The 18554-nt window shown below is 65.2% G+C and carries 13 protein-coding genes and 1 tRNA gene; 8 read left to right on the top strand and 6 right to left on the bottom strand.

Annotated elements, in window-relative coordinates; all coding sequences use genetic code 11:
* Window positions 1-45: 45 nt before the first annotated feature.
* Together ACX80C_RS07690 and ACX80C_RS07685 are read right to left on the bottom strand one after the other, a co-directional pair.
* Window positions 46-1839, bottom strand: coding sequence for an AMP-dependent synthetase/ligase (locus tag ACX80C_RS07690; protein WP_459325837.1), 1794 nt, complete (start codon window positions 1837-1839; stop codon window positions 46-48).
* A 51-nt stretch (window positions 1840-1890) separates the two neighbouring features.
* Complete coding sequence (locus ACX80C_RS07685) at window positions 1891-3387, bottom strand: dolichyl-phosphate-mannose--protein mannosyltransferase (protein ID WP_459325893.1); 1497 nt, start codon at window positions 3385-3387, stop codon at window positions 1891-1893.
* Between the two features lie 259 nt (window positions 3388-3646).
* Between ACX80C_RS07685 and rsmI the strand changes: the two genes are divergently transcribed.
* Window positions 3647-4507, top strand: a complete 861-nt coding sequence (gene rsmI, locus ACX80C_RS07680) for a 16S rRNA (cytidine(1402)-2'-O)-methyltransferase (protein WP_459325892.1) — start codon at window positions 3647-3649, stop codon at window positions 4505-4507.
* Window positions 4508-4691: 184 nt separating this feature from the next.
* The gene (locus ACX80C_RS07675) at window positions 4692-6173 is read left to right on the top strand and encodes an NAD-dependent succinate-semialdehyde dehydrogenase (RefSeq protein ID WP_459325835.1); all 1482 of its coding nucleotides are present in this window, start codon (window positions 4692-4694) and stop codon (window positions 6171-6173) included.
* A gap of 28 nt (window positions 6174-6201) precedes the next feature.
* Here the strand turns inward: ACX80C_RS07675 and ACX80C_RS07670 are convergent, their stop codons facing one another.
* From ACX80C_RS07670 to ACX80C_RS07660, 3 genes are read right to left on the bottom strand one after another with little or no spacing between them, the layout of a single operon-like run.
* The gene (locus ACX80C_RS07670) at window positions 6202-8604 is read right to left on the bottom strand and encodes a transglutaminase TgpA family protein (protein ID WP_459325834.1); all 2403 of its coding nucleotides are present in this window, start codon (window positions 8602-8604) and stop codon (window positions 6202-6204) included.
* The gene (locus tag ACX80C_RS07665; protein ID WP_459325833.1) at window positions 8601-10049 is read right to left on the bottom strand and encodes a DUF58 domain-containing protein; all 1449 of its coding nucleotides are present in this window, start codon (window positions 10047-10049) and stop codon (window positions 8601-8603) included. Before ACX80C_RS07665 ends, ACX80C_RS07670 begins: the two co-directional genes overlap by 4 nt.
* A 4-nt stretch (window positions 10050-10053) precedes the next feature.
* Window positions 10054-11097, bottom strand: a complete 1044-nt coding sequence (locus tag ACX80C_RS07660) for an AAA family ATPase (RefSeq protein ID WP_459325832.1) — start codon at window positions 11095-11097, stop codon at window positions 10054-10056.
* 232 nt (window positions 11098-11329) lie between these two features.
* Between ACX80C_RS07660 and ACX80C_RS07655 the strand changes: the two genes are divergently transcribed.
* From ACX80C_RS07655 to ACX80C_RS07635, 5 genes are all read left to right on the top strand, one after another.
* Window positions 11330-12268 carry a TatD family hydrolase gene (locus ACX80C_RS07655; protein WP_459325831.1) on the top strand — a complete coding sequence of 313 codons (939 nt, stop codon included), beginning with the start codon at window positions 11330-11332 and terminating at the stop codon, window positions 12266-12268.
* Window positions 12269-12629: 361 nt separating this feature from the next.
* Window positions 12630-13739 (top strand): transglycosylase family protein, encoded by a 1110-nt coding sequence (locus ACX80C_RS07650; protein ID WP_459325830.1) that lies wholly within the window; start codon window positions 12630-12632, stop codon window positions 13737-13739.
* 74 nt (window positions 13740-13813) lie between these two features.
* On the top strand, window positions 13814-14689 hold the full coding sequence (gene rsmA / locus ACX80C_RS07645; RefSeq protein ID WP_459325828.1) for a 16S rRNA (adenine(1518)-N(6)/adenine(1519)-N(6))-dimethyltransferase RsmA: 876 nt from the start codon (window positions 13814-13816) through the stop codon (window positions 14687-14689).
* Between the two features lie 77 nt (window positions 14690-14766).
* Window positions 14767-15741, top strand: coding sequence for a 4-(cytidine 5'-diphospho)-2-C-methyl-D-erythritol kinase (locus tag ACX80C_RS07640; RefSeq protein WP_459325827.1), 975 nt, complete (start codon window positions 14767-14769; stop codon window positions 15739-15741).
* 46 nt (window positions 15742-15787) lie between these two features.
* Window positions 15788-17614 (top strand): ABC-F family ATP-binding cassette domain-containing protein, encoded by a 1827-nt coding sequence (locus ACX80C_RS07635; protein ID WP_459325826.1) that lies wholly within the window; start codon window positions 15788-15790, stop codon window positions 17612-17614.
* Window positions 17615-17647: 33 nt separating this feature from the next.
* On the opposite strand, the gene ACX80C_RS07630 is transcribed toward ACX80C_RS07635, so the two are convergent.
* Window positions 17648-18292, bottom strand: a complete 645-nt coding sequence (locus tag ACX80C_RS07630) for a TetR/AcrR family transcriptional regulator (protein ID WP_245192247.1) — start codon at window positions 18290-18292, stop codon at window positions 17648-17650.
* 132 nt (window positions 18293-18424) lie between these two features.
* Between ACX80C_RS07630 and ACX80C_RS07625 the strand changes: the two genes are divergently transcribed.
* A tRNA-Gln gene (locus tag ACX80C_RS07625) sits at window positions 18425-18496 on the top strand.
* The last annotated feature ends 58 nt before the right edge of the window (window positions 18497-18554 follow it).

The raw sequence follows: 18554 nt of genomic DNA, 5'->3' as shown, positions 1-18554 counted from the left end.
TGAACCCGAAGCGCCTGAACCCGAAACCGGGCCAGGAGCAGCGGCTCAGGAAGCGTAGAGGCGGTCAACCTCGTTACCGTAATCGGTCAGCACGGCAGCCTTCTTGAGCTTCAGGGTCGGTGTGAGGTAACCCGAATCGATCGTGAACTCCGCATCCAGCAGTTCGAACTTCCGAATCTGCTCAGCACGTGAGACGAGTTCGTTAGCTGAATCCACAGCCCGCTGGAGCTCCGCCTTCAACGCGACGGGCGACACCGGAGAGCTGTGCCCGTTCCCTTGCGCCCAGCTCTGAACAGCCTCCGGATCGACCGTGAGCAGTGCTGCGATGTATGGGCGGCCGTCGCCCACCACCACCGCATGCGCCACCAGCGGGTGCTCACGGAGTTTCTCTTCAAGCGGCGCCGGTGCAACGTTCTTGCCCGATGCGGTTACCAGCAGGTCCTTCTTCCGCCCGGTGATCTTCAGGAAGCCGTCGTCGTCGAGTGCGCCAAGATCTCCCGTCCTGAAGAATCCGTCCTCGGTGAAGGCTTCACGATTGGCGGCATCGTTGTTGTGGTAGCCCTTGAACACTCCGACCCCGTTGACCTGGATTTCGCCGTCGTCGTCCACCCGGATGGTGGTTCCGGGCATGGGAATCCCTACGGTCCCCACCCTGGTCAGCGAAACCGTGTTCGCCGTGCAGGGTGCTGTGCTCTCGGTCAGCCCGTAGCCTTCCAGGACATTGATTCCGGCGCCACGGAAGAAGTGCGCAAGATGTTCACTTAACGGACTCGCGCCGGAGACGGTGTGCGTCACCGCGCCACCGAACACCGCGCGGAGCTTCGGATAAAGCACCCGTTCAAACAGCGCATGCCGTACCCGCAGGGGCAGTGAGGGACCGCGCCCACCCTGTGCGGCGTCGTCGAGCCTCTTCGAGTAGCTCACCGCTGTTGCCGCCGCAGCCGAGAACAGCTTGCCCTTGCCGGCTGCCTCTGCCTTCTGCGAAGCCGTGTTGTAGATCTTCTCGAAGATCCGCGGCACCACGAGCAGGAACGTCGGCTGGTACTCGGCGAGATCCTCAAGAAGCTCGGTCGCGTTGCCCGTATGCCCCAGCTTCACCCCACCGGCCAGGCACACCAGCTGCACCGCCCGCGCGAGAACGTGCGCGAGCGGCAGGAACATGAGGGTCCGCGCATTCTCCTCACGCAGCAGCTCCGGAAGGAACTCAAGCGTGTTCACTGCGAAGAGAGCGAAATTGCCATGAGTGATCTCGCACCCCTTGGGCATGCCGGTTGTGCCCGAGGTGTAGACCAGTGACGCGACGTCGTTGAGGGTCCTGCCCGACCGCGCCGTCTCCAGCGCCTCGTCACTGATACCCTCTCCGGCCGACACCAGCGAAGCGAAGGAGGCGTCGCCGTCGTCGTAGTTCATCAGCACCAGGTGCTTATCCGGCGCGGCCTCGCGGACCACCGACGCCAACCCCCGGTTTTCCACCAGGACGACGACGGCGGCAGAGTCCTCAAGGATCCAGCTCACCTGTTGTGCCGAGGAAGTTTCGTAGACCGGCACGGTGACCGCTCCTGCGAACCAGATGGCCAGGTCTGCGAGGGTCCACTCGTACCGCGTCTTGGACATGACTGCGACGCAGTCGCCGGGCTGGACGCCGCTGGCAATAAGGCCCCTGGCCAGGGGGCGAACCTGATCGAGGAACGACTCCGTGCTGACATCACGCCACGAACCATTGGACTTCACCGCGTAGAGCGGACCGTGGGGGGAGCGCTTATGTTGGGCGAGGAGCAGGTCGGTGACGTTCGACCCGGCGGGCAGGTCTACCAGGAGCTCGGTGGAGGATTCTCGCATCTTTAATGCACTCGCTTTCCCTCGGTGGCTGTGATGCTGAATCTGATGATGCTAGATCCAGCTCGGCATCCACATCCGTAGACGCCACTGGTCGTATGGAATGGTCTCGGAAGTCCAGATGGGCAGGAAGAACGCTGACACGAGCACAGCCAGCGCGACGAATGCCCCCACCAGCACAATACCGGTTCGACGCCGCCAGGCGGGGTGGCCGGCACGTCCCAGAACCAGGCCCAACACGTACACCAGTGCCAGGAGCAGGAACGGTTCAAAGACGATGGCGTAGAAGAAGAACATGGTGCGGTCCGGGTAGAGGAACCACGGAAGGTATCCCGCAGCCACGCCCGCCAGGATGGCGCCCGCCCGCCAGTCACGGCGTCCGGCCCAGAACAGCAGTACGACGATCAGCGACAGCGCCGCCGCCCACCAGATGATCGGATTTCCCACCACGTTGACTGCCTGCGAGCAGTCCGTTGCGCCGCAGGTAAGCCCCTCCGACTCATAGTGGAAGGACGTTGGCCGCCCGAGCACCAGCCATGACCACGCAGTGGCCTCGTAGGGGTGTTCGGAGCTCAGGCCCTGATGGAACGAGTAGGCGCTGCGGTGATACTCGGCGAGGGAGCGGAGCGGTCCCGGAATCCAGTCCAACGCCGGGTTTGGGTTATCCGCTGCCCACTGACGGTTGTAGGCATCCGAGGAGAGGAACCAGCCAGCCCAGGAAGCGACATAGGTAACGAATGCCACAAGAACGATGGAGGCAAAGGCTTGCAGGCCGTCACGCACCACAGCTCCCCGTACCCAGTGCTTTATGCCGACCGTCCGACGTGCGCCCATGTCCCACAGGACCGTCATGAGTCCGAGAACCGCAATGTACGGCAGCGCGGACCACTTGGTTCCCAGAGCGAGCCCCAACGCAACGCCCGCCGCGATTCGCCATGGACGCCAGCCCAGCCACGGACCGTACAGCAGTTGATCCCGGGTTGGCCTGCCCCGCTCCCGGGCCAAAGCTGCGAGCTTTGCCGCCATCCGGCGTCGTGCATGGTCCCGATCCAGCACCAGGGCCGCAAAACCCACAAGCACCCAGAACATGAGGAAGACATCGAGCAGGGAAGTGCGTGAGTGCACCAGATGGTGGCCGTCGACCGCCAACAGCAGGCCTGCTGCTGCGCCCAGGGCAGCAGAACCGAACAGACGCTGGGCGATCAGCGCAACAACCAGGATGGAAATGGTGCCGACGACGGCAGCGGAGAACCGCCAGCCAAACGGACTGTCCGAACCGAACAACGCCATTCCGAATGCAATCATCCACTTGCCGACAGGCGGGTGGACTACGTAGTCCGCCGTTCCCAGGATGACCCCTGGGTTTCCGGCATTGAAGCTCTCGTCAGCGCCCTCAGGCCACTCGCGCTCATATCCCGACTGCAGGTAGGAGTAGGCATCCTTGACGTAGTACGTCTCGTCGAAAACCAGGGAATCGGGTTCTCCCAGCCGGACGAAGCGCAACACTCCACCGATGAGGGATATCAGGAGCGGAAGCAGCCACCCCCACATGCCGAAGGACAGCTGTTCCCCGAGCAGACGTCTGCGCAGGACCTTCTCGGTGAACGCAGACCGCGGAGAGGTAACCCACTGCTGCCGTTCGGGCCGTGCGGCGGGAACGGTGCTGGTGGTTTGGCTCACCCGATCATCGTACCGAGGGCATCTGTCAGTTTCGGTAAGGCTGCCAATGCGAGGTCGCGGGGAATGCAACTAGGCTGGAGCAGTGAAGGAAGAGGATATCGATCAGCAAGCCGACGACGACGGCGCGCAGCTGCTTCCAGCGCATGTTGCACAGGGCGAGGGAAGCATTGTGCTGGCAGCTACACCTATCGGCAATATGGGGGATGCGAGCTTCCGCCTGGTCTCCCTGCTTGAAACCGCCGACGTAATTGCCGCCGAGGATACTCGGCGCCTTCAACGGTTGATTCGGGCGCTGGGTGTAACCCCGAAGGGCCGGACGCTCAGCTACCACGAGCACAACGAGGCCTCGCGCACGGGAGAGCTGCTGGACCTGGTTGCCGGCGGGGCAACTCTCCTCATGGTGACCGACGCCGGTATGCCGTCGGTATCCGATCCGGGGTTCCGGCTGGTCGAAGCGGCAGCCGGGCGGGGAATCACCGTCACGGCGGCGCCGGGCCCCTCCGCCGTGCTGACGGCGTTGGCACTCTCGGGATTGCCCACAGACCGTTTCACTTTTGAGGGATTCCTCCCGCGTAAGGCAGGGGAGCGGGCCGCACGGTTGGCTGAGTTGCGCGCTGAACGCCGAACCATGGTGTTTTTCGAGGCCCCGCATCGCCTGGAAGCCATGATCAGGGCACTGCACCAGGAATTCGGAGCCGACAGGCCGGCCTGCGTAACCCGCGAGCTGACAAAACGGTATGAAGAAGTGGTTCGCGGGTCACTGCAGCACCTGCTCGAGTGGGTGGAGGGTGTGGCAGTGAGGGGCGAGATCGCCGTCGTCGTTGGCGGTGCTTCGGCCGCTGCGCCCTCGGAGCCGGCAGACCACGTCGGCGCGGTGAACCAACTCATGGAGCAGGGCCTGAGGCTGAAGGAGGCCGTTGCCGCCGTGGCAGAGGACGCGCGGGTGAGTAAGCGCGAGTTGTACGCGGCCGTGGTCGCGGCCCGGTCCTGACATCTGTTCCTGACGATGCGTTTCTGACGTAAGGGCACCTCGTGGCATTGTGCACCGTGACAGGGTCTACGGGGGATCATGGTGCAGTGCTGCATGGACAGTGACTGAAACCGAGGGCTAGCGTGAGGGTCTTGAGGCGCAGTACCGCGCCCTGAACTCCGTCGATCGTAAAGGCTTGAAGAGGATGACCATCACCGCCCAGCGCGAACACGAACTTCTGTCCACGGTTCCCACCGGCCTGCTGATCGGCGGCCAATGGCGCGACGCCTCCAACGGCAAGACCTTCGACGTCGAAGATCCAGCCACGGGCAAGACCCTGCTCTCCATCGCCGACGCCAGCCCCGAAGACGGCAAGGCCGCCCTCGATGCGGCCGTAGCGGCGCAGGACGACTGGGCCCGGACCGCACCGCGGGAACGTGGTGAGATCCTCCGCCGGGCGTTCGAAATCGTCACCGACCGGGCAGATGATTTTGCGCTCCTGATGACACTCGAAATGGGCAAGCCGCTCGCCGAAGCACGCGGCGAGCTCACCTACGCAGCCGAATTCCTGCGCTGGTTCTCGGAGGAAGCCGTACGCACCTCCGGCCGCTACTCCACAGCCCCCGACGGCAAGTCGCGCATCCTCGTGACGAAGAAGCCCGTGGGCCCGTGCCTGCTCATCACCCCGTGGAACTTCCCGCTCGCCATGGCAACGCGCAAGATCGCCCCGGCAGTCGCAGCCGGCTGCACCATGGTGCTGAAGCCCGCGAATCTCACCCCACTGACGTCGTCGTTGTTCGCGACTGTGCTCATGGAGGCAGGGCTACCGGCCGGCGTGCTCAACATCGTTCCCACTTCCGACGCCGGCGGCGTCACCGGGCCGCTCATCAAGGACACCCGCCTTCGCAAGCTCTCCTTCACCGGCTCCACACCCGTGGGCCGCCGCCTCCTGGCGGACGCCTCCGAAACGGTGCTGCGCACCTCCATGGAACTCGGCGGCAACGCGCCGTTCGTGGTCTTCGAAGACGCTGATCTCGACGCCGCAGTGACTGGCGCAATGGCCGCCAAGCTGCGCAACATGGGTGAGGCCTGCACGGCAGCCAACCGCTTCATTGTGCACGAATCCGTTGCTGCCGAATTCGCCGAACGTCTGGCTGCGAAGATGGGCGAGGTGACCCCCGCACGAGGCACCGAAGACAATTCAACCCTCGGCCCGCTGATCGACAGCAAGAGCCGGGACAGTGTCCATTCGCTTGTGCAGGACGCGGTCGACGCCGGCGCCACCTGCCTCGCCGGCGGCTCACCCATGGATGGGCCGGGCTACTTCTACCCGGCCACGGTTCTGACGTCGGTCCCCTCATCGGCCCGGATCCTCCGGGAAGAGATCTTCGGCCCGGTGGCTCCCATCATCACCTTCTCGAATGAGGATGACGCCGTCCGGTTGGCCAATGACACCGAATACGGGCTTGTTGCCTACGTGTTCACCCGCGACCTGAACCGCGGGCTGCGCATCGGCGAGCGGTTGGACACCGGAATGCTGGGATTGAACGCGGGAGTGATTTCCAACGCCGCAGCACCGTTCGGTGGGGTCAAGCAGTCGGGCCTCGGCCGTGAGGGCGGCTACGAAGGTATCGAAGAGTACCTCTACACGCAGTACGTGGGCATCGCGGACCCTACGGCCAGCTGAAACGCGGGCGGCAGGAGCGCCGGCAGCGCTAGCCCGTACGGGCGCCGGCGCCTGCTGTCCGGACTGCGGGACGCTGCCCCTCGCTGCGCTGGGCGCTGAAGCGCTGCCACAGCGATGGGGGCCAGAAGCGTGCGCGCAACCGTGTTGGCAATGACGCAGCATCCCGCAGCGCTGCGGTAACGGTTTCGACGTCGTCCCAGCTGGTCGCCGGGCGGTCGCCTGGTCTGCGCATCGCTGAGTATTCCTCTTCCTCGTACGCACGCCGCAGGCGCTTCACGGCATCAGCGGCGGCTTTGTCCAGCGAGGCCTGCTGCAGCAGGCGGTTCTCGAAGGAGCGCGGCGTGTCTGTCGGCGCAGCCGCGTACCCGTAGTCACCGGCGATCTCGACAGCCTGTGCCCACGCCGCCGTTGCCCGGCCAGCGGAACCAGGTCCGGCCGTAACGGCACGACGACGGCGGGCGGTCCGTAACAGCCGCAGCGTCAGCGGTGTGAGGGCCAGGATGAGCAGGACGCTTCCGAGGATGATGCCGAGGGCAGAACTGCGCTCGGTACTTTCGCGCACGGCCTGTGCCGTTTCCTCCTCTTCCGCTGCGGGGGAGGGCGTGGCGGTGGACGGAGCAATGGGGCCGGCACCGGGGTTGAGGTTGTCGTTGACTGGCGGAGCAATGGGAGCGACGGCGGACAACGCGTAGTCCGGAACAACGCCTCGGGACGGGGTGGGTTCGAACTGCACCCAGCCAACGCCCTCGAAGTACAGTTCCGGCCAGGCGTGTGCGTCCTTCGAATTCACGGAGTACTGGGTTAGCTCGACGCCGTCCTCGGCAACGACGACTTCGCCCGTCGGGGTGCCGGGTGAGTATCCCACCGCCACGCGGCTGGGGATACCCGCCAGGCGCGCCATCACGGCCATGGTGCCCGCGTAATGGACGCAATAACCGGACTTGGACTCGAGGAAGCGTGCCATCACGTCGAGGCTGTTGCCGTCGTATCCTCCGTCAACGGGAGCGTCGACCGAGTAGACGAAAGACGGCCCGCGCAGGTAGCTCTGGATTGCGATCGCCTTGCTGTACGGGTTCTCGATACCTTCGGTGACCGTCGCCGTGGTGTCGCGGATGATTCCGGGGGTCTGCTCGGGCAGGGAAAGGAACTGTTCGGGAACGGACTCGGGGTCCACCGGAGGGATGGCCTGCAGGCGTTCGCGCGTGAGCGCGGGTTCTGCGCTGCGGACAAGGTAGTCCTGCTGAGCGGTGGAGCCGCCGTCGATGGCAAGGATGCTCAGGTTCTGCGGATCCCACGCCCATCGGCCGTCCAGTCCGCTGATCGAAACCGGAGCGTACGGGGCAAGCAGCCAGGGGCTGGTGAAGCTTTCGGTGCTGATTTGGGTGAGCGAGCTTTCAAGGTTGGGGTCCTGCTGCAATTCGGTGCCCATCTCCTCGACACCTGCTTCGCGCTGGCCCATCCGCTGATCAGGCTCCCAACGCTGGCCGCTGAAGTCCTCCAATGTGACAGAACGCAGGTATAGGGGATCTTCGGCATTGGTTGCATATTCAATCCGGCCGAACCCCGTGGGATTCCGCAAGTCGTTGCCGAGCGTGACGATCGGGTTCAGTCCCGTTGCCGTTCCCCACAGGTTTACCCGGGCACCTTGCGGGAAAGACCCCGAATTGAACCCGGGTATGGCGAGTGGGAGGAGTACGGCAAGGACGAGTGCGGACGCCCCGATGACCAGTCCGCGCGAAAGATGCCCGCCGGAGAGTTCATGCGAGGACGCCGATTCGAAGCGGGCCTCACGCCAGTGCGCGCACCCCAGAAGGATCAGGAATCCCACGACTGCGGCGATGAAAGCAGGCACACCGACACTGTTGATGCGGACGACGGCGGGAACCACCAGGATGGCAAGGAGCGCGAGCCCGCTGGTGGCCGGCATACGCAACGTATTTGCCAGGGTGTCCACGAGGATGGCTATGAGTCCCACGCCGGCGCACACCACCAGGAACAGCCCTGTTCCGGGCAGTACCGGGGCCACCTGTGAGACAACGGTGTTCTCGGCATGGTTGAGCAGGACCAGCAGACGCCCGTTGAATCCGGGGCCGGGAAACACCCCGAAGGTGCTCTGCCCGGGGAAGAACTGCCAGATCAGGGACCCGCCGAGTGCCAGCAGCCCCGCAACGGGGGCGAAGACACCCGGCAGCCGGGCAAGCCGCGTCAGTGCCATGAAGAAGAGCACTGTGACAACGGTTACCAGAACCGGTGTGAACCAGGACCCGCCGAAGATCACTCCGGAAAGACTCACCGATGTGAGCATGACGGCTACGAGGGACGCGAGGCTGACGAGAAGATGCCAATAGCTGCGGCGCGGTTCGTCCGGGCGTGCGGGAGTGAGGCGTTGTGTCTGCCCCGAGGTGGCCGGCCTTGAGAGTGTAGCCGTCATGAACCTACCCCCGTAGCCGATTTGATGGTGGTCTTTGCAGTGGACGAGGTAACTGTCCCGGTCGGGGCGTCGAAGTACGCCCATGCGGCGGCCAGCGAGGCGTTCGGTGTGACGGCAACAGCGTGCCAGCCGGCTCCGCGGAGGATGTCCATGATGCCGTGCATGTCGCGCGGCCGTTCGCTGACAATGATGGCAAACGACTGGGATCCGTATTCGGCAGCGGGTGCGAGGTCCCGGGCTTCAGATTCGCTGATGGCCCCGAGCAACGCGATCAACGGGCCCCGGTGCTTGAGGCTTGCCAGTTTGTCCAGCATGGGATCGCCGAAAGGCACCGCGCGTTGGGTCTCGATACCGTTCACCGTCCGGCTGGCGAGCGGGCGCCGCTTCTGGGAGGACGGCGCACGCTTGGACGGGTCCGGCAACAGCTCCAGGGCGGCCAGGCCCTGGGCTATCCCGTGCAGCCCGGACAGGCCGGCATATTCCTCGTCTTCCGGCCAGGGTGCCGACTCCGACCGCCGCAGCGCCGGCGCACCGGTCTCGTCGACGAACCGCAGGGCGTAGCTGCGTTCCAGCAGGTGCGCGCTGATGGACACCGCTGCCACAACGGCCCACTCGAAGGTGGGTGAGGAGAGCATTCCGGTGCCTTCGGTGTCGCGGTCACCGGAAAACGCCGAGAGGAAACCTGTTCCGAAGCTGCCCTGGCGCTGGTCAAGGATGAGGGTTGCCTCCGGTGTGGTGACGGACTCCTCCTGGCGCACCATCAGCTCGTTGTGCCGCGCCGTCGCAGCCCAGTGCACCCGCCGCATCGGATCACCGTGGCGGTATTCGCGGGTCATGACATCGTCATCGCTGGGGTTCGCGTTGCGTCGGGTTACCGCACTGCCGTCGGTGCCGCGGACTCCGGTGAGCGGCGAATGGGGGAGTTCCAGCGGGCTGGGAGTCACCACGAGGCGGTCAGTGCCGCCGAGTGTATGGCGGGAGATCCCAAGGCCAAAGGGATCGGTGAACCCCGCGGTGACGGGGCCGACGTCGTACACGCCGCGGGCAGCGGACCGCAGCCGGTATTCGTAGAGGCTGACTCCGCTCGGTGTGGGATGGCGGGACGGGAAGTGGAACTCCGGCGCGTCACCGAAACGCTGTGGGAGCTGTTCCTGCATGGTGACCGAACCACCGAGCGGACCGTCAGCTGCGACCGAGAGCGTCACCGTGGTTGTGAAGCCGGTTTCCATGCTCTGCGGAGCGAAGGTCCGGCTAACGGTGAACCGGGGTTTGACCAGGCGGAGGATGAGGACCGACACCAGGGGCAGCAACACCAGCAGGATACCGAGGTAGAGCAGGTCCCGGCGCCCGAGGAACTGGGCGAAGAGCAGCGCAGCCACGCCGGTGACTGCAAGGCCCCAGCCCCTTGCAGTCAGCACGCGCGGCAGCCGCTCCACCAGGGACACGGTGCTAGCCGTTCCGGGATGAGGCGCTGAGGGCGTCCCGCGCCACGGGTACCCGGGCGAGGATGCCGGCGATGATCGACGACGGCGTCTCGCCCGCGCTCAGCGCCTTGCGGTCCAGGATGAGCCGGTGTGCCAGGACAGCCTCGGCAACGGCGCTGACGTCATCGGGAAGGACGAAGTCCCGGCCCTCCAGCGCAGCACCGGCCTTCGCGGCGCGAAGGAGTTGGAGGAGGCCGCGCGGGCTCGCGCCCAGCCGTAGTTGGGCGTGCTCGCGCGTGGCATGCCCGATGCCCACCGTGTACTCCTTCACAGCGGGGGAGACATACACCTGCCGGACCTGGGCAATCATGGCCGATACATCAGCCACATCCGCCACTGCGCGGACTGATTCAAGCGGAGACACGGACTGGTGGGTCTCCAGCATCTCCATCTCGGAGCTGATATCCGGATAACCCATGGAGATCCGCGCCATGAACCTGTCGCGCTGGGCCTCGGGCAACGGATAGGTGCCCTCCATCTCGATGGGATTCTGGGTTGCGATGACCATAAAGGGTTCCGCGAGGTGATAGGAATCGCCGTCGACGGTGACCTGGTGCTCCTCCATGCACTCGAGCAATGCGGACTGTGTCTTCGCGGACGCCCTGTTGATCTCGTCTCCGATGACGATATTGGCGAAAACGGGACCGCGCCGGAACTCGAAGCGGTGCGAGTCCTGGTTGTAGATGGACACGCCCGTCACATCCGAGGGCAGAAGGTCCGGGGTGAACTGGATCCTGTTGACACTGCAGTCGATCGTCCTCGCCAGCGTTTTTGCGAGCATGGTCTTGCCGACTCCCGGCACGTCTTCCAGCAACAGGTGACCCTGGGCGAGGAGGACGGTGAGCGCTAATCGGGCGGCGTCGGGCTTGCCGTCGATGACGGTGTTGATCGAGTCCAGAATCCGCGAACTGGTGTCGTGGAACACCTCACCGGTCATCGGCGCACGAGCGGTGTCCGCTGCGGGCGCCGTGCTGCCGTTCGGGGTGGCGTACTGATTGTGGGCGTCCATGGATACCTTCCGTATTCGTCGCCGAAGAAGTTTGGTCCACCCGTAGCGAAACACATCAGCGTGAACACAAACCTGCGCAGCGGCAAGTGACTACCTACAGATTACTAGGACAACTGGGGTTCGTCCCGGAAAGTTCCGGCAGGAGGGGGAACGCTACAAGCTTTGTCTGGGGTTGGACCTGCACCGAGGCCTTCGCCGCGCTACGCCGGACCTTGCCGATACGCTGTAAACCATGTGCACCACCACCCAGATTCCAGTTCAGTACCGGCCCATCGAGGCAGCGGCGGCCGAAGCGCCGGGCGCCCGTTCCAGGGCTCCGGAGTCCGCTGGACGGAGCCGGAAACTGGACTATCCGCCGGCTCCTGTTCCGCTGCCTTTCCCGGTCATGGACAACCACACGCACCTTGATTTCCGTGATGGCCAGGTGGCCGTGAGTGCCGCCGACGCCATGGACGCCGCGGAGGCGGTCGGCGTCGGGTTCGCAGTCCAGGTGGGAACCGACCTTGAGTCCTCCCGCTTCACGGTCGACGCCGTGGACAGGGACCACCGCCTGCTCGGCGCGGTGGCGATCCACCCCAATGAGGCACCCGTTCTGGCCGCAGGGGGTTTCCTGGAGGACGCGCTCGCCGAGATCGAGGAACTCGCGCACAATCCGCGGATCCGGGCGATAGGCGAAACCGGGCTGGACTATTTCCGGACGCCTGCCGAGGGCATCGAGCGGCAGCAGTACTCCTTCCGGCGGCACCTGGACATTGCAAAGCGTCTTGGCCTGGCCGTGCAGATTCACGACAGGGACGCGCACGACGACGTCGTCTCCGTCCTTCGCACGGAAGGGACGCCTGACCGTGTGGTGCTGCACTGCTTCTCCGGAGACGCGGACTTTGCCCGGATCTGCAACGACAACGGCTGGTTCATGTCCTTCTCCGGCACCGTCACCTTCAAGAACGCCGGCGCGCTGCGCGAGGCGCTGGAGATTGCCGACCCGTCCCTGATCCTCACCGAGACGGACGCGCCATTTCTCACCCCGCATCCCTTCCGCGGCCAGCCCAACGCCAGCTATGCGGTGCCCTATACGGTGCGCTTCATGGCCGAACATCTGGGCGCTGACCTGGAGGAACTCTGCAGGACCATCAATGCGAACACCCGCCGCGCCTATGGGGAATGGGATTGATCGACGCCGTGCGCTTCGGCTGCGGAGGTCCGGTACCGGGGTTTGCCCTCCGGTCACGGTTCGGTTACGGTGGGCTGTTATTAGCCGGGGTCGGGGAAGGCTTTCGGACTGATACCGTCCAACGCGGATGGGCTTCCTGTTGCGCATTAGCCGCATGATGCCACTTGGCATCTGTGGGTCTTGGCGCGCGCCGGTGGCCCTTCCGCCGTCGTTCATTGCCTGTGCACTCCTGGCTGCGCACTTCCATGCGCGGTTTCTGTGAGCGCCATTTCCCCGTGCCCGGATACAACGCGGAATGTGGGACTTTGTGGCGAAGAGGGATGCGAAAGCCTGGGCTGTGCTTGCCGGGCAGGGAATGGTCATGACGAGCCTCGTGGTAGGGCTGGTGGCCTTCGTAGGCAACGGCAAGAGCGTCCAGGTGGTCATCGACGGCGATGCGCGCGTTGTCCAGACGTTCGGCGGCACGGTTTCGGAGGTGCTCGACGCCGCGAACGTCACCGTCACCGCGAATGACCTGGTGGTTCCCGCACTGACCAGCGAAGTCGACGACGGCGCCGCGATCCAGGTCAACAAAGCCACCGCGGTGGACGTGACCCTCAATGGAGCCGAAACGGTTGTCCATACCACCGGCGACACGGTCGGTGAACTGGTGGATGAGCTTGGTGTCGCGCGTACTTCCGTGATTTCGGCCTCTACCGAGACCAGGCTGACGACGCTGAGTTCCACCCTGAGCATCTCGACGCCGAAGTCTGTGACGATCGCGGTCGACGGCGAGCGACGAAACCTGGAAACCACAGTCCACACCGTCGAGGAGCTGCTGGCCGAAGCGGGTATCACGCTCGGCGGCGAAGACCGGGTCTCCGTGCCGGTCACCAGCTCCCTCGTCACCGGGATGGGCCTGAAGGTCACCCGCGTCGAAACAGACAAGCAGGTCACCGAGACCGAGCCCATAGATTTCTCCAGCACCGAGGAAGAGACAGACGAGCTGCTGGCGGGCGAGCAGGAAATCCTGCAGGCGGGTGCATCCGGTGAGAGGACCAAGGTTTTCTCGGTCACCGTGATCGATGGCAGGGAAACCAAACGGGAACTCCTCAACGAGTTGGTAACCCGGGAACCAGTGAGCGAAATCATCGCGACCGGCACGGGCGAGGAACCCGAACCTGTTACCGAACCGGCTGAGCCGGCTGAGCCCGCCGGCGAGCCGGCGCCGGGACCTGCACCGGCGGGCGGCGCATGGCAGGCCCTGGCCCAGTGCGAGTCCGGCGGCAACTGGTCCATCAACAGCGGGAACGGCTACTACGGCGGCCTGCAGTTCAGCGAATCGAGCTGGATCGGAGCAGGAGGGGGGCAGTACGCTCCGCTGCCGCACCTGGCATCACCGGCCGAGCAGATTGCCACCGCCGAGGTGCTGAAGCAGAATGGCGGCTGGGGACATTGGCCCTCCTGCTCGGCGAAGCTCGGCCTGAGATAGCTTGAGATAGCCCGCAATGGTTCCGCATCTGCCGCGGGACGAAGTGCTGCCGCCTGTCCCGTTACGATTGCTAGGTGAATGACAAGAGCCAGTCTCCGGCAGCCCCGCTGCTCGGAGCCACGGAGATCCGGCGGCTGGCCGATGAGTTGGGAATTCGTCCAACCAAAACCCTCGGGCAGAACTTCGTCATAGACGGCAATACCATCCGCCGTATCGTTGCCGCTGCACACATTGACCCGGGGGAGACCGTACTCGAGGTCGGTCCCGGTCTCGGCTCCCTGACGCTGGGGCTGCTGGATGCCGCACGCCACGTTGTGGCGGTGGAGATCGATCCGGTCCTTGCCGGGCGGCTGCCGGAAACCATTGCGCGGTTGCGGCCCGGGAAGGCCGGCTCCTGCGACGTGGTTCTGGCCGATGCCCTCCGCGTGACCGAGCTGCCCGTCGAGCCGTCCGCACTCGTCGCGAACCTGCCCTACAACGTGGCCGTGCCCGTTGTGCTGCACCTGCTTGCCCGCTTCCCGTCCCTGCGCCACGGCCTTGTCATGGTGCAGGATGAGGTAGCCGACCGCCTAGCCGCTCCTCCCGGGTCGAAGGTCTACGGCGTCCCGAGCGTCAAGGCTGCCTGGTACGGCACCATGCGCAAGGCGGGCGTCGTCGGAATGAACGTCTTCTGGCCTGCACCGAAGATCGCGTCCGGTCTGGTGGCCTTTGAACGGCACGAGCCTCCGGCAACCACCGCATCCCGCGAAGAAGTATTCGCCGTCATCGACGCCGCGTTTGCCCAGCGCAGGAAAACCCTCCGGGCTGCCCTCGCAGGGTGGGCTGGTGGGGCAACTCACGCCGAAGATGCGCTGCTTCGTGCGGGCATTGACCCAACGGCGCGGGGCGAAGTGCTCGACATCCACGGCTTTGCCCGCATCGCCGAGTCGAAGCAGCTGCCCCTCGCCTGAGGGATGGACAAGCCGGGGCAGCTCCAGAACACGACGCGACTGCGCAAATGATGCACGCGTGATCTAAGTTGGAAACCATGGTGGCTGGCAGAACGGCAGGGATACGTGGAACCGGACCGCGCGCCGTGCGCGTAAAGGCGCCCGGCAAGATCAATGTGTCCTTGCGCGTCGGACCGCCGCGTGAAGACGGCTACCACAGCGTTGCCAGCGTGTACCTCGCAGTGTCTCTGTTCGAGGAGATCACGGCCACGGTCACCGACGAACCCGGCATAACCGTCACAGTCGACGGCCAGGGCAGCCTCAACCTCCCCATGGCGGAGATTCCCCTCGACAGCAGTAACCTCGCCGCGCAGGCGGCATCCCTGCTCGCTGAGCTCAGTGAAAACTCCACCGGCGTTCATCTCAACATCACCAAGCGGGTCCCGATCGCGGGCGGAATGGGAGGCGGCTCCGCCGACGCCGCAGCGGCACTGCTGGCCTGTGACGCCCTGTGGAACAGTGGATTCTCCCGTGACGAACTCGCGAAGATCGCCGTGGATCTCGGCGCGGACGTGCCGTTCGCACTCATCGGCGGCACCGCCGTCGGGCTCGGCGTGGGCGAGCAGCTCACACCGGCAATTTCCAAGACGCCGTTGCACTGGGTCCTTGTCACCTCGCCATTTGGACTGTCCACGCCGGCTGTCTACCGGACGCTGGATGACCTGCGCCTCGCGGCTGGTCACGATCCACCCGAGTTGCCGGAGATTGACCCGCAAGTACTGGGCGCCATGCGGGCGGGGGATGCCCATGCGCTCGCCGGGCTTCTGCACAATGACCTCCAGGATGCAGCGCTGGAGCTCGCTCCGGGACTGCAGGACGTGCTAGATGCCGGCAAGGAGGCCGGTGCGCTCGCCGGTATCGTCTCGGGTTCCGGTCCCACAGTTGCCTTCCTCGCTGAGTCTGCGGATCACGGCGAGACGATTGATGCGCTCCTGGCGAGTACCGGACTCTCCACGGAGCTTGTTTCCGGCCCGGCACATGGTGCGAGGATTGTCAGCGACTACATCGCCTGAGAAGTTCACAACTGACCCAAGATCCCAAACGAAAGCAGTACTCACGTTGGCCCATCTGCTCGGTGCTGAAAACATCAGCGTCACCTTTGCTACCCGCACGGTCCTGGACGGCGTCACCCTCGGACTTGAGGAGGGCGACCGCATCGGGATGGTCGGCCGGAACGGTGACGGCAAGTCAACCCTGATGCGCCTGCTCGCCCAGCGCAGCACGCCCGACGACGGCCGGGTCACCAAACGCCGCGACGTCACCGTCGGCTACCTCGACCAGAACGACGTCCTCGACGGCGACCTCGACGTCGGCGCCGCGATCGTCGGCGACCAGGCAGACCACGAATGGGCGTCCAACCCCAAGATCCGCGACGTCATGGGCGGACTCGTGGCGGAGGTCGACTGGCACGCGCGGATCTCCTCCCTCTCCGGCGGACAGAAGCGCAGGGTTGCCCTCGCGAAACTGCTCATCGGCAACGACGACGTCATCATGCTCGACGAGCCCACCAACCACCTCGACGTCGAGGGGGTCGCCTGGCTCGCCGAACACCTCAAGCAGCGCTGGCGTCCCACCGAGGGCGGGCTTCTCGTAGTCACCCACGACCGCTGGTTCCTCGACGAAATTTCCACCCGCACGTGGGAAGTCCACGACGGCATCATTGATGGTTTCGACGGCGGCTACGCAGCCTACGTACTGGCCCGCGCCGAGCGCGACCGGATGGCTGCCGTCGTCGAAGGCAAGCGCCAGCAGCTGGTGAAGAAGGAACTTGCGTGGCTGCGGCGAGGTGCCCCCGCCCGCACCTCGAAGCCGAAGTTCCGGATCGAAGCGGCGAACGCCCTGATCGCCGACGTTCCCGAGCCTCGTGACTCCCTGGCCCTGAGCAAGCTGGCAACAGCACGGCTCGGCAAGGATGTCCTGGACCTCGAAAACGTGTCCCTGGAGCTGGGGGAGAAGGAACTGTTCCGGTCGGTCACCCTGCGGCTGGCGCCCGGTCAGCGACTCGGAATCGTCGGTGTCAACGGTGCCGGCAAGACCACCCTGTTGCGGTTGCTGAACGGCGAGGTGGCGCCGTCGTCGGGCCGGGTGAAGAGGGGAAAGACGGTACAGACCGCGATCCTGTCCCAGGAGGTCCGTGAGCTCGACGACGTCAACCACCTGCGTGTCACCGAGGTGATCGAACAGGAGAAGCGGGTGCTCTCGGTCGGCGGGAAGGAGGTCTCGGCGAGTCAGCTCGTTGAGCAGCTCGGGTTCACCAACCAGCGCCAGTGGACCCCGGTCGGGGACCTCTCCGGAGGTGAACGGCGCCGCCTGCAGCTGCTGCGCCTGCTCGTGGGGGAGCCGAACGTGCTCATGCTCGATGAACCCACCAACGACCTCGACACCGACACCCTCGCCGCCGTCGAGGATGTCCTCGACGGCTGGCCGGGCACGCTGGTGGTGGTTTCCCACGACCGGTACCTGCTTGAGCGGGTGACCGACTCCCAGCTGGCGCTGCTCGGCGACGGGAAGATCGCCGGCCTGCCCGGAGGCGTCGACCAGTACCTCCAACTGCGCCGCGGTGCTGCGAGCGGTGGAATGAGCGGGACACCGCTTGCGGGCCAATCGAACGGCACCAACGGCACGACGACGGCGCCCGGTCCGGGTGGTCCGTCGCCGGAGGAGACCCGGCAGGCCCGGAAGGACCTCACCCGTATCGAGCGGCAGATGACGAAGACCGGTTCGCAGATCGAGAAGATCAACGAGCAGATGAGCGAAGCGGGAAGCCGGTCGGCAATCGACTTCGGGAAAATGGCCGGGCTGGACGCGAAGCTGCGCGAACTCCAGTCCGAGCAGGAGGCGCTGGAGGAACAGTGGCTGGCGGCGGCGGAGGTCCTCGGGGAGTAACGTTCACGGCCGGCGCACGGATGAGCCCTGCGGCTACTCGTCGACCTTCAGGACCGGTTCCGTGGACAGTCCGCGCAAACCGTTCCAGGCGAGGTTCACCAGATGGGCGGCAACTTCCTTCTTGTCCGGGCTTCGCTCATCAAGCCACCATTGCCCGGTCATCGCAACCATTCCCACAAGCATCTGGGCATAGATGGCGCCGTCACGCGGGTTGAAGCCACGGCGCTCGAACTCGTCCACCATGATGTGCTCCACGCGGGCGGCGATGTTGGACAGCAGGGTCGAGAAAGCGCCCTCGGGTTGTGACGGGGGCGCATCGCGCATGAGGATGCGGAAGCCTTCGGTGCTGTTCTCGATGTAGTCCAGCAGTGCCAGAGCCGCCCGTTCCAGGAGCTCCCGGGAACTCGCCTTTCCACCCAAAGCCGTCGAAACGCTGCGGAGGAGGATGTGGAACTCGACATCGACCACCTGCGTGTACAGGGCCTCCTTGCTGCCGAAGTGCTCGTAGACCACAGGCTTGGAAACCCCGGCGGCCTGCGCTATCTCCTCGATCGTTGTGCCGTCCAGTCCGCGAAGGGCAAACAGTCCACGCGCAACGTCGATCAGTTGCGCCCGGCGCTGCGGCCCGGTCATCCGAAGCCGCACAACACTCTCGGTAGGCTCTGTGCGGGAAGTCATGGATTCATCGTACGCAGGGCGGGCGTGGGGCTACGTCCCGGGCGGCGGAGGCAACTCGCAGGAACGAGCCCCGTCATGGCAGACTAGATAGTCGCGCGGGCGCTTTCAGTGTTCGGTTGTGGTTCCGCGCGGTCCGCCCTGGTGTAACGGCAGCACCCCAGCCTTTGGAGCTGTGGAGTATAGGTTCGAATCCTATGGGCGGAACGGCGGTTGTCCTGCCCCGGATAGGATTGCAGCGAGCAGTTTTCCCAGCAGGCCAGCA

Source organism: Arthrobacter tecti (assembly GCF_054511355.1).
Note: the sequence above shows the minus strand (reverse complement) of the source record. Positions and strands in the feature narration are given on the sequence as shown.

Excerpts from the sequence above, each read along its gene's own strand:
- ACX80C_RS07690 (WP_459325837.1), bottom strand. The coding sequence starts at position 1,839 with ATGCGAGAATCCTCCACCGAGCTCCTGGTAGACCTGCCCGCCGGGTCG.
- ACX80C_RS07685 (WP_459325893.1), bottom strand. The coding sequence starts at position 3,387 with ATGTGGGGGTGGCTGCTTCCGCTCCTGATATCCCTCATCGGTGGAGTG.
- ACX80C_RS07675 (WP_459325835.1), top strand. The coding sequence starts at position 4,692 with ATGACCATCACCGCCCAGCGCGAACACGAACTTCTGTCCACGGTTCCC.
- ACX80C_RS07670 (WP_459325834.1), bottom strand. The coding sequence starts at position 8,604 with ATGACGGCTACACTCTCAAGGCCGGCCACCTCGGGGCAGACACAACGC.
- ACX80C_RS07660 (WP_459325832.1), bottom strand. The coding sequence starts at position 11,097 with ATGGACGCCCACAATCAGTACGCCACCCCGAACGGCAGCACGGCGCCC.
- ACX80C_RS07655 (WP_459325831.1), top strand. The coding sequence starts at position 11,330 with ATGTGCACCACCACCCAGATTCCAGTTCAGTACCGGCCCATCGAGGCA.
- ACX80C_RS07650 (WP_459325830.1), top strand. The coding sequence starts at position 12,630 with ATGACGAGCCTCGTGGTAGGGCTGGTGGCCTTCGTAGGCAACGGCAAG.
- ACX80C_RS07640 (WP_459325827.1), top strand. The coding sequence starts at position 14,767 with ATGGTGGCTGGCAGAACGGCAGGGATACGTGGAACCGGACCGCGCGCC.
- ACX80C_RS07630 (WP_245192247.1), bottom strand. The coding sequence starts at position 18,292 with ATGACTTCCCGCACAGAGCCTACCGAGAGTGTTGTGCGGCTTCGGATG.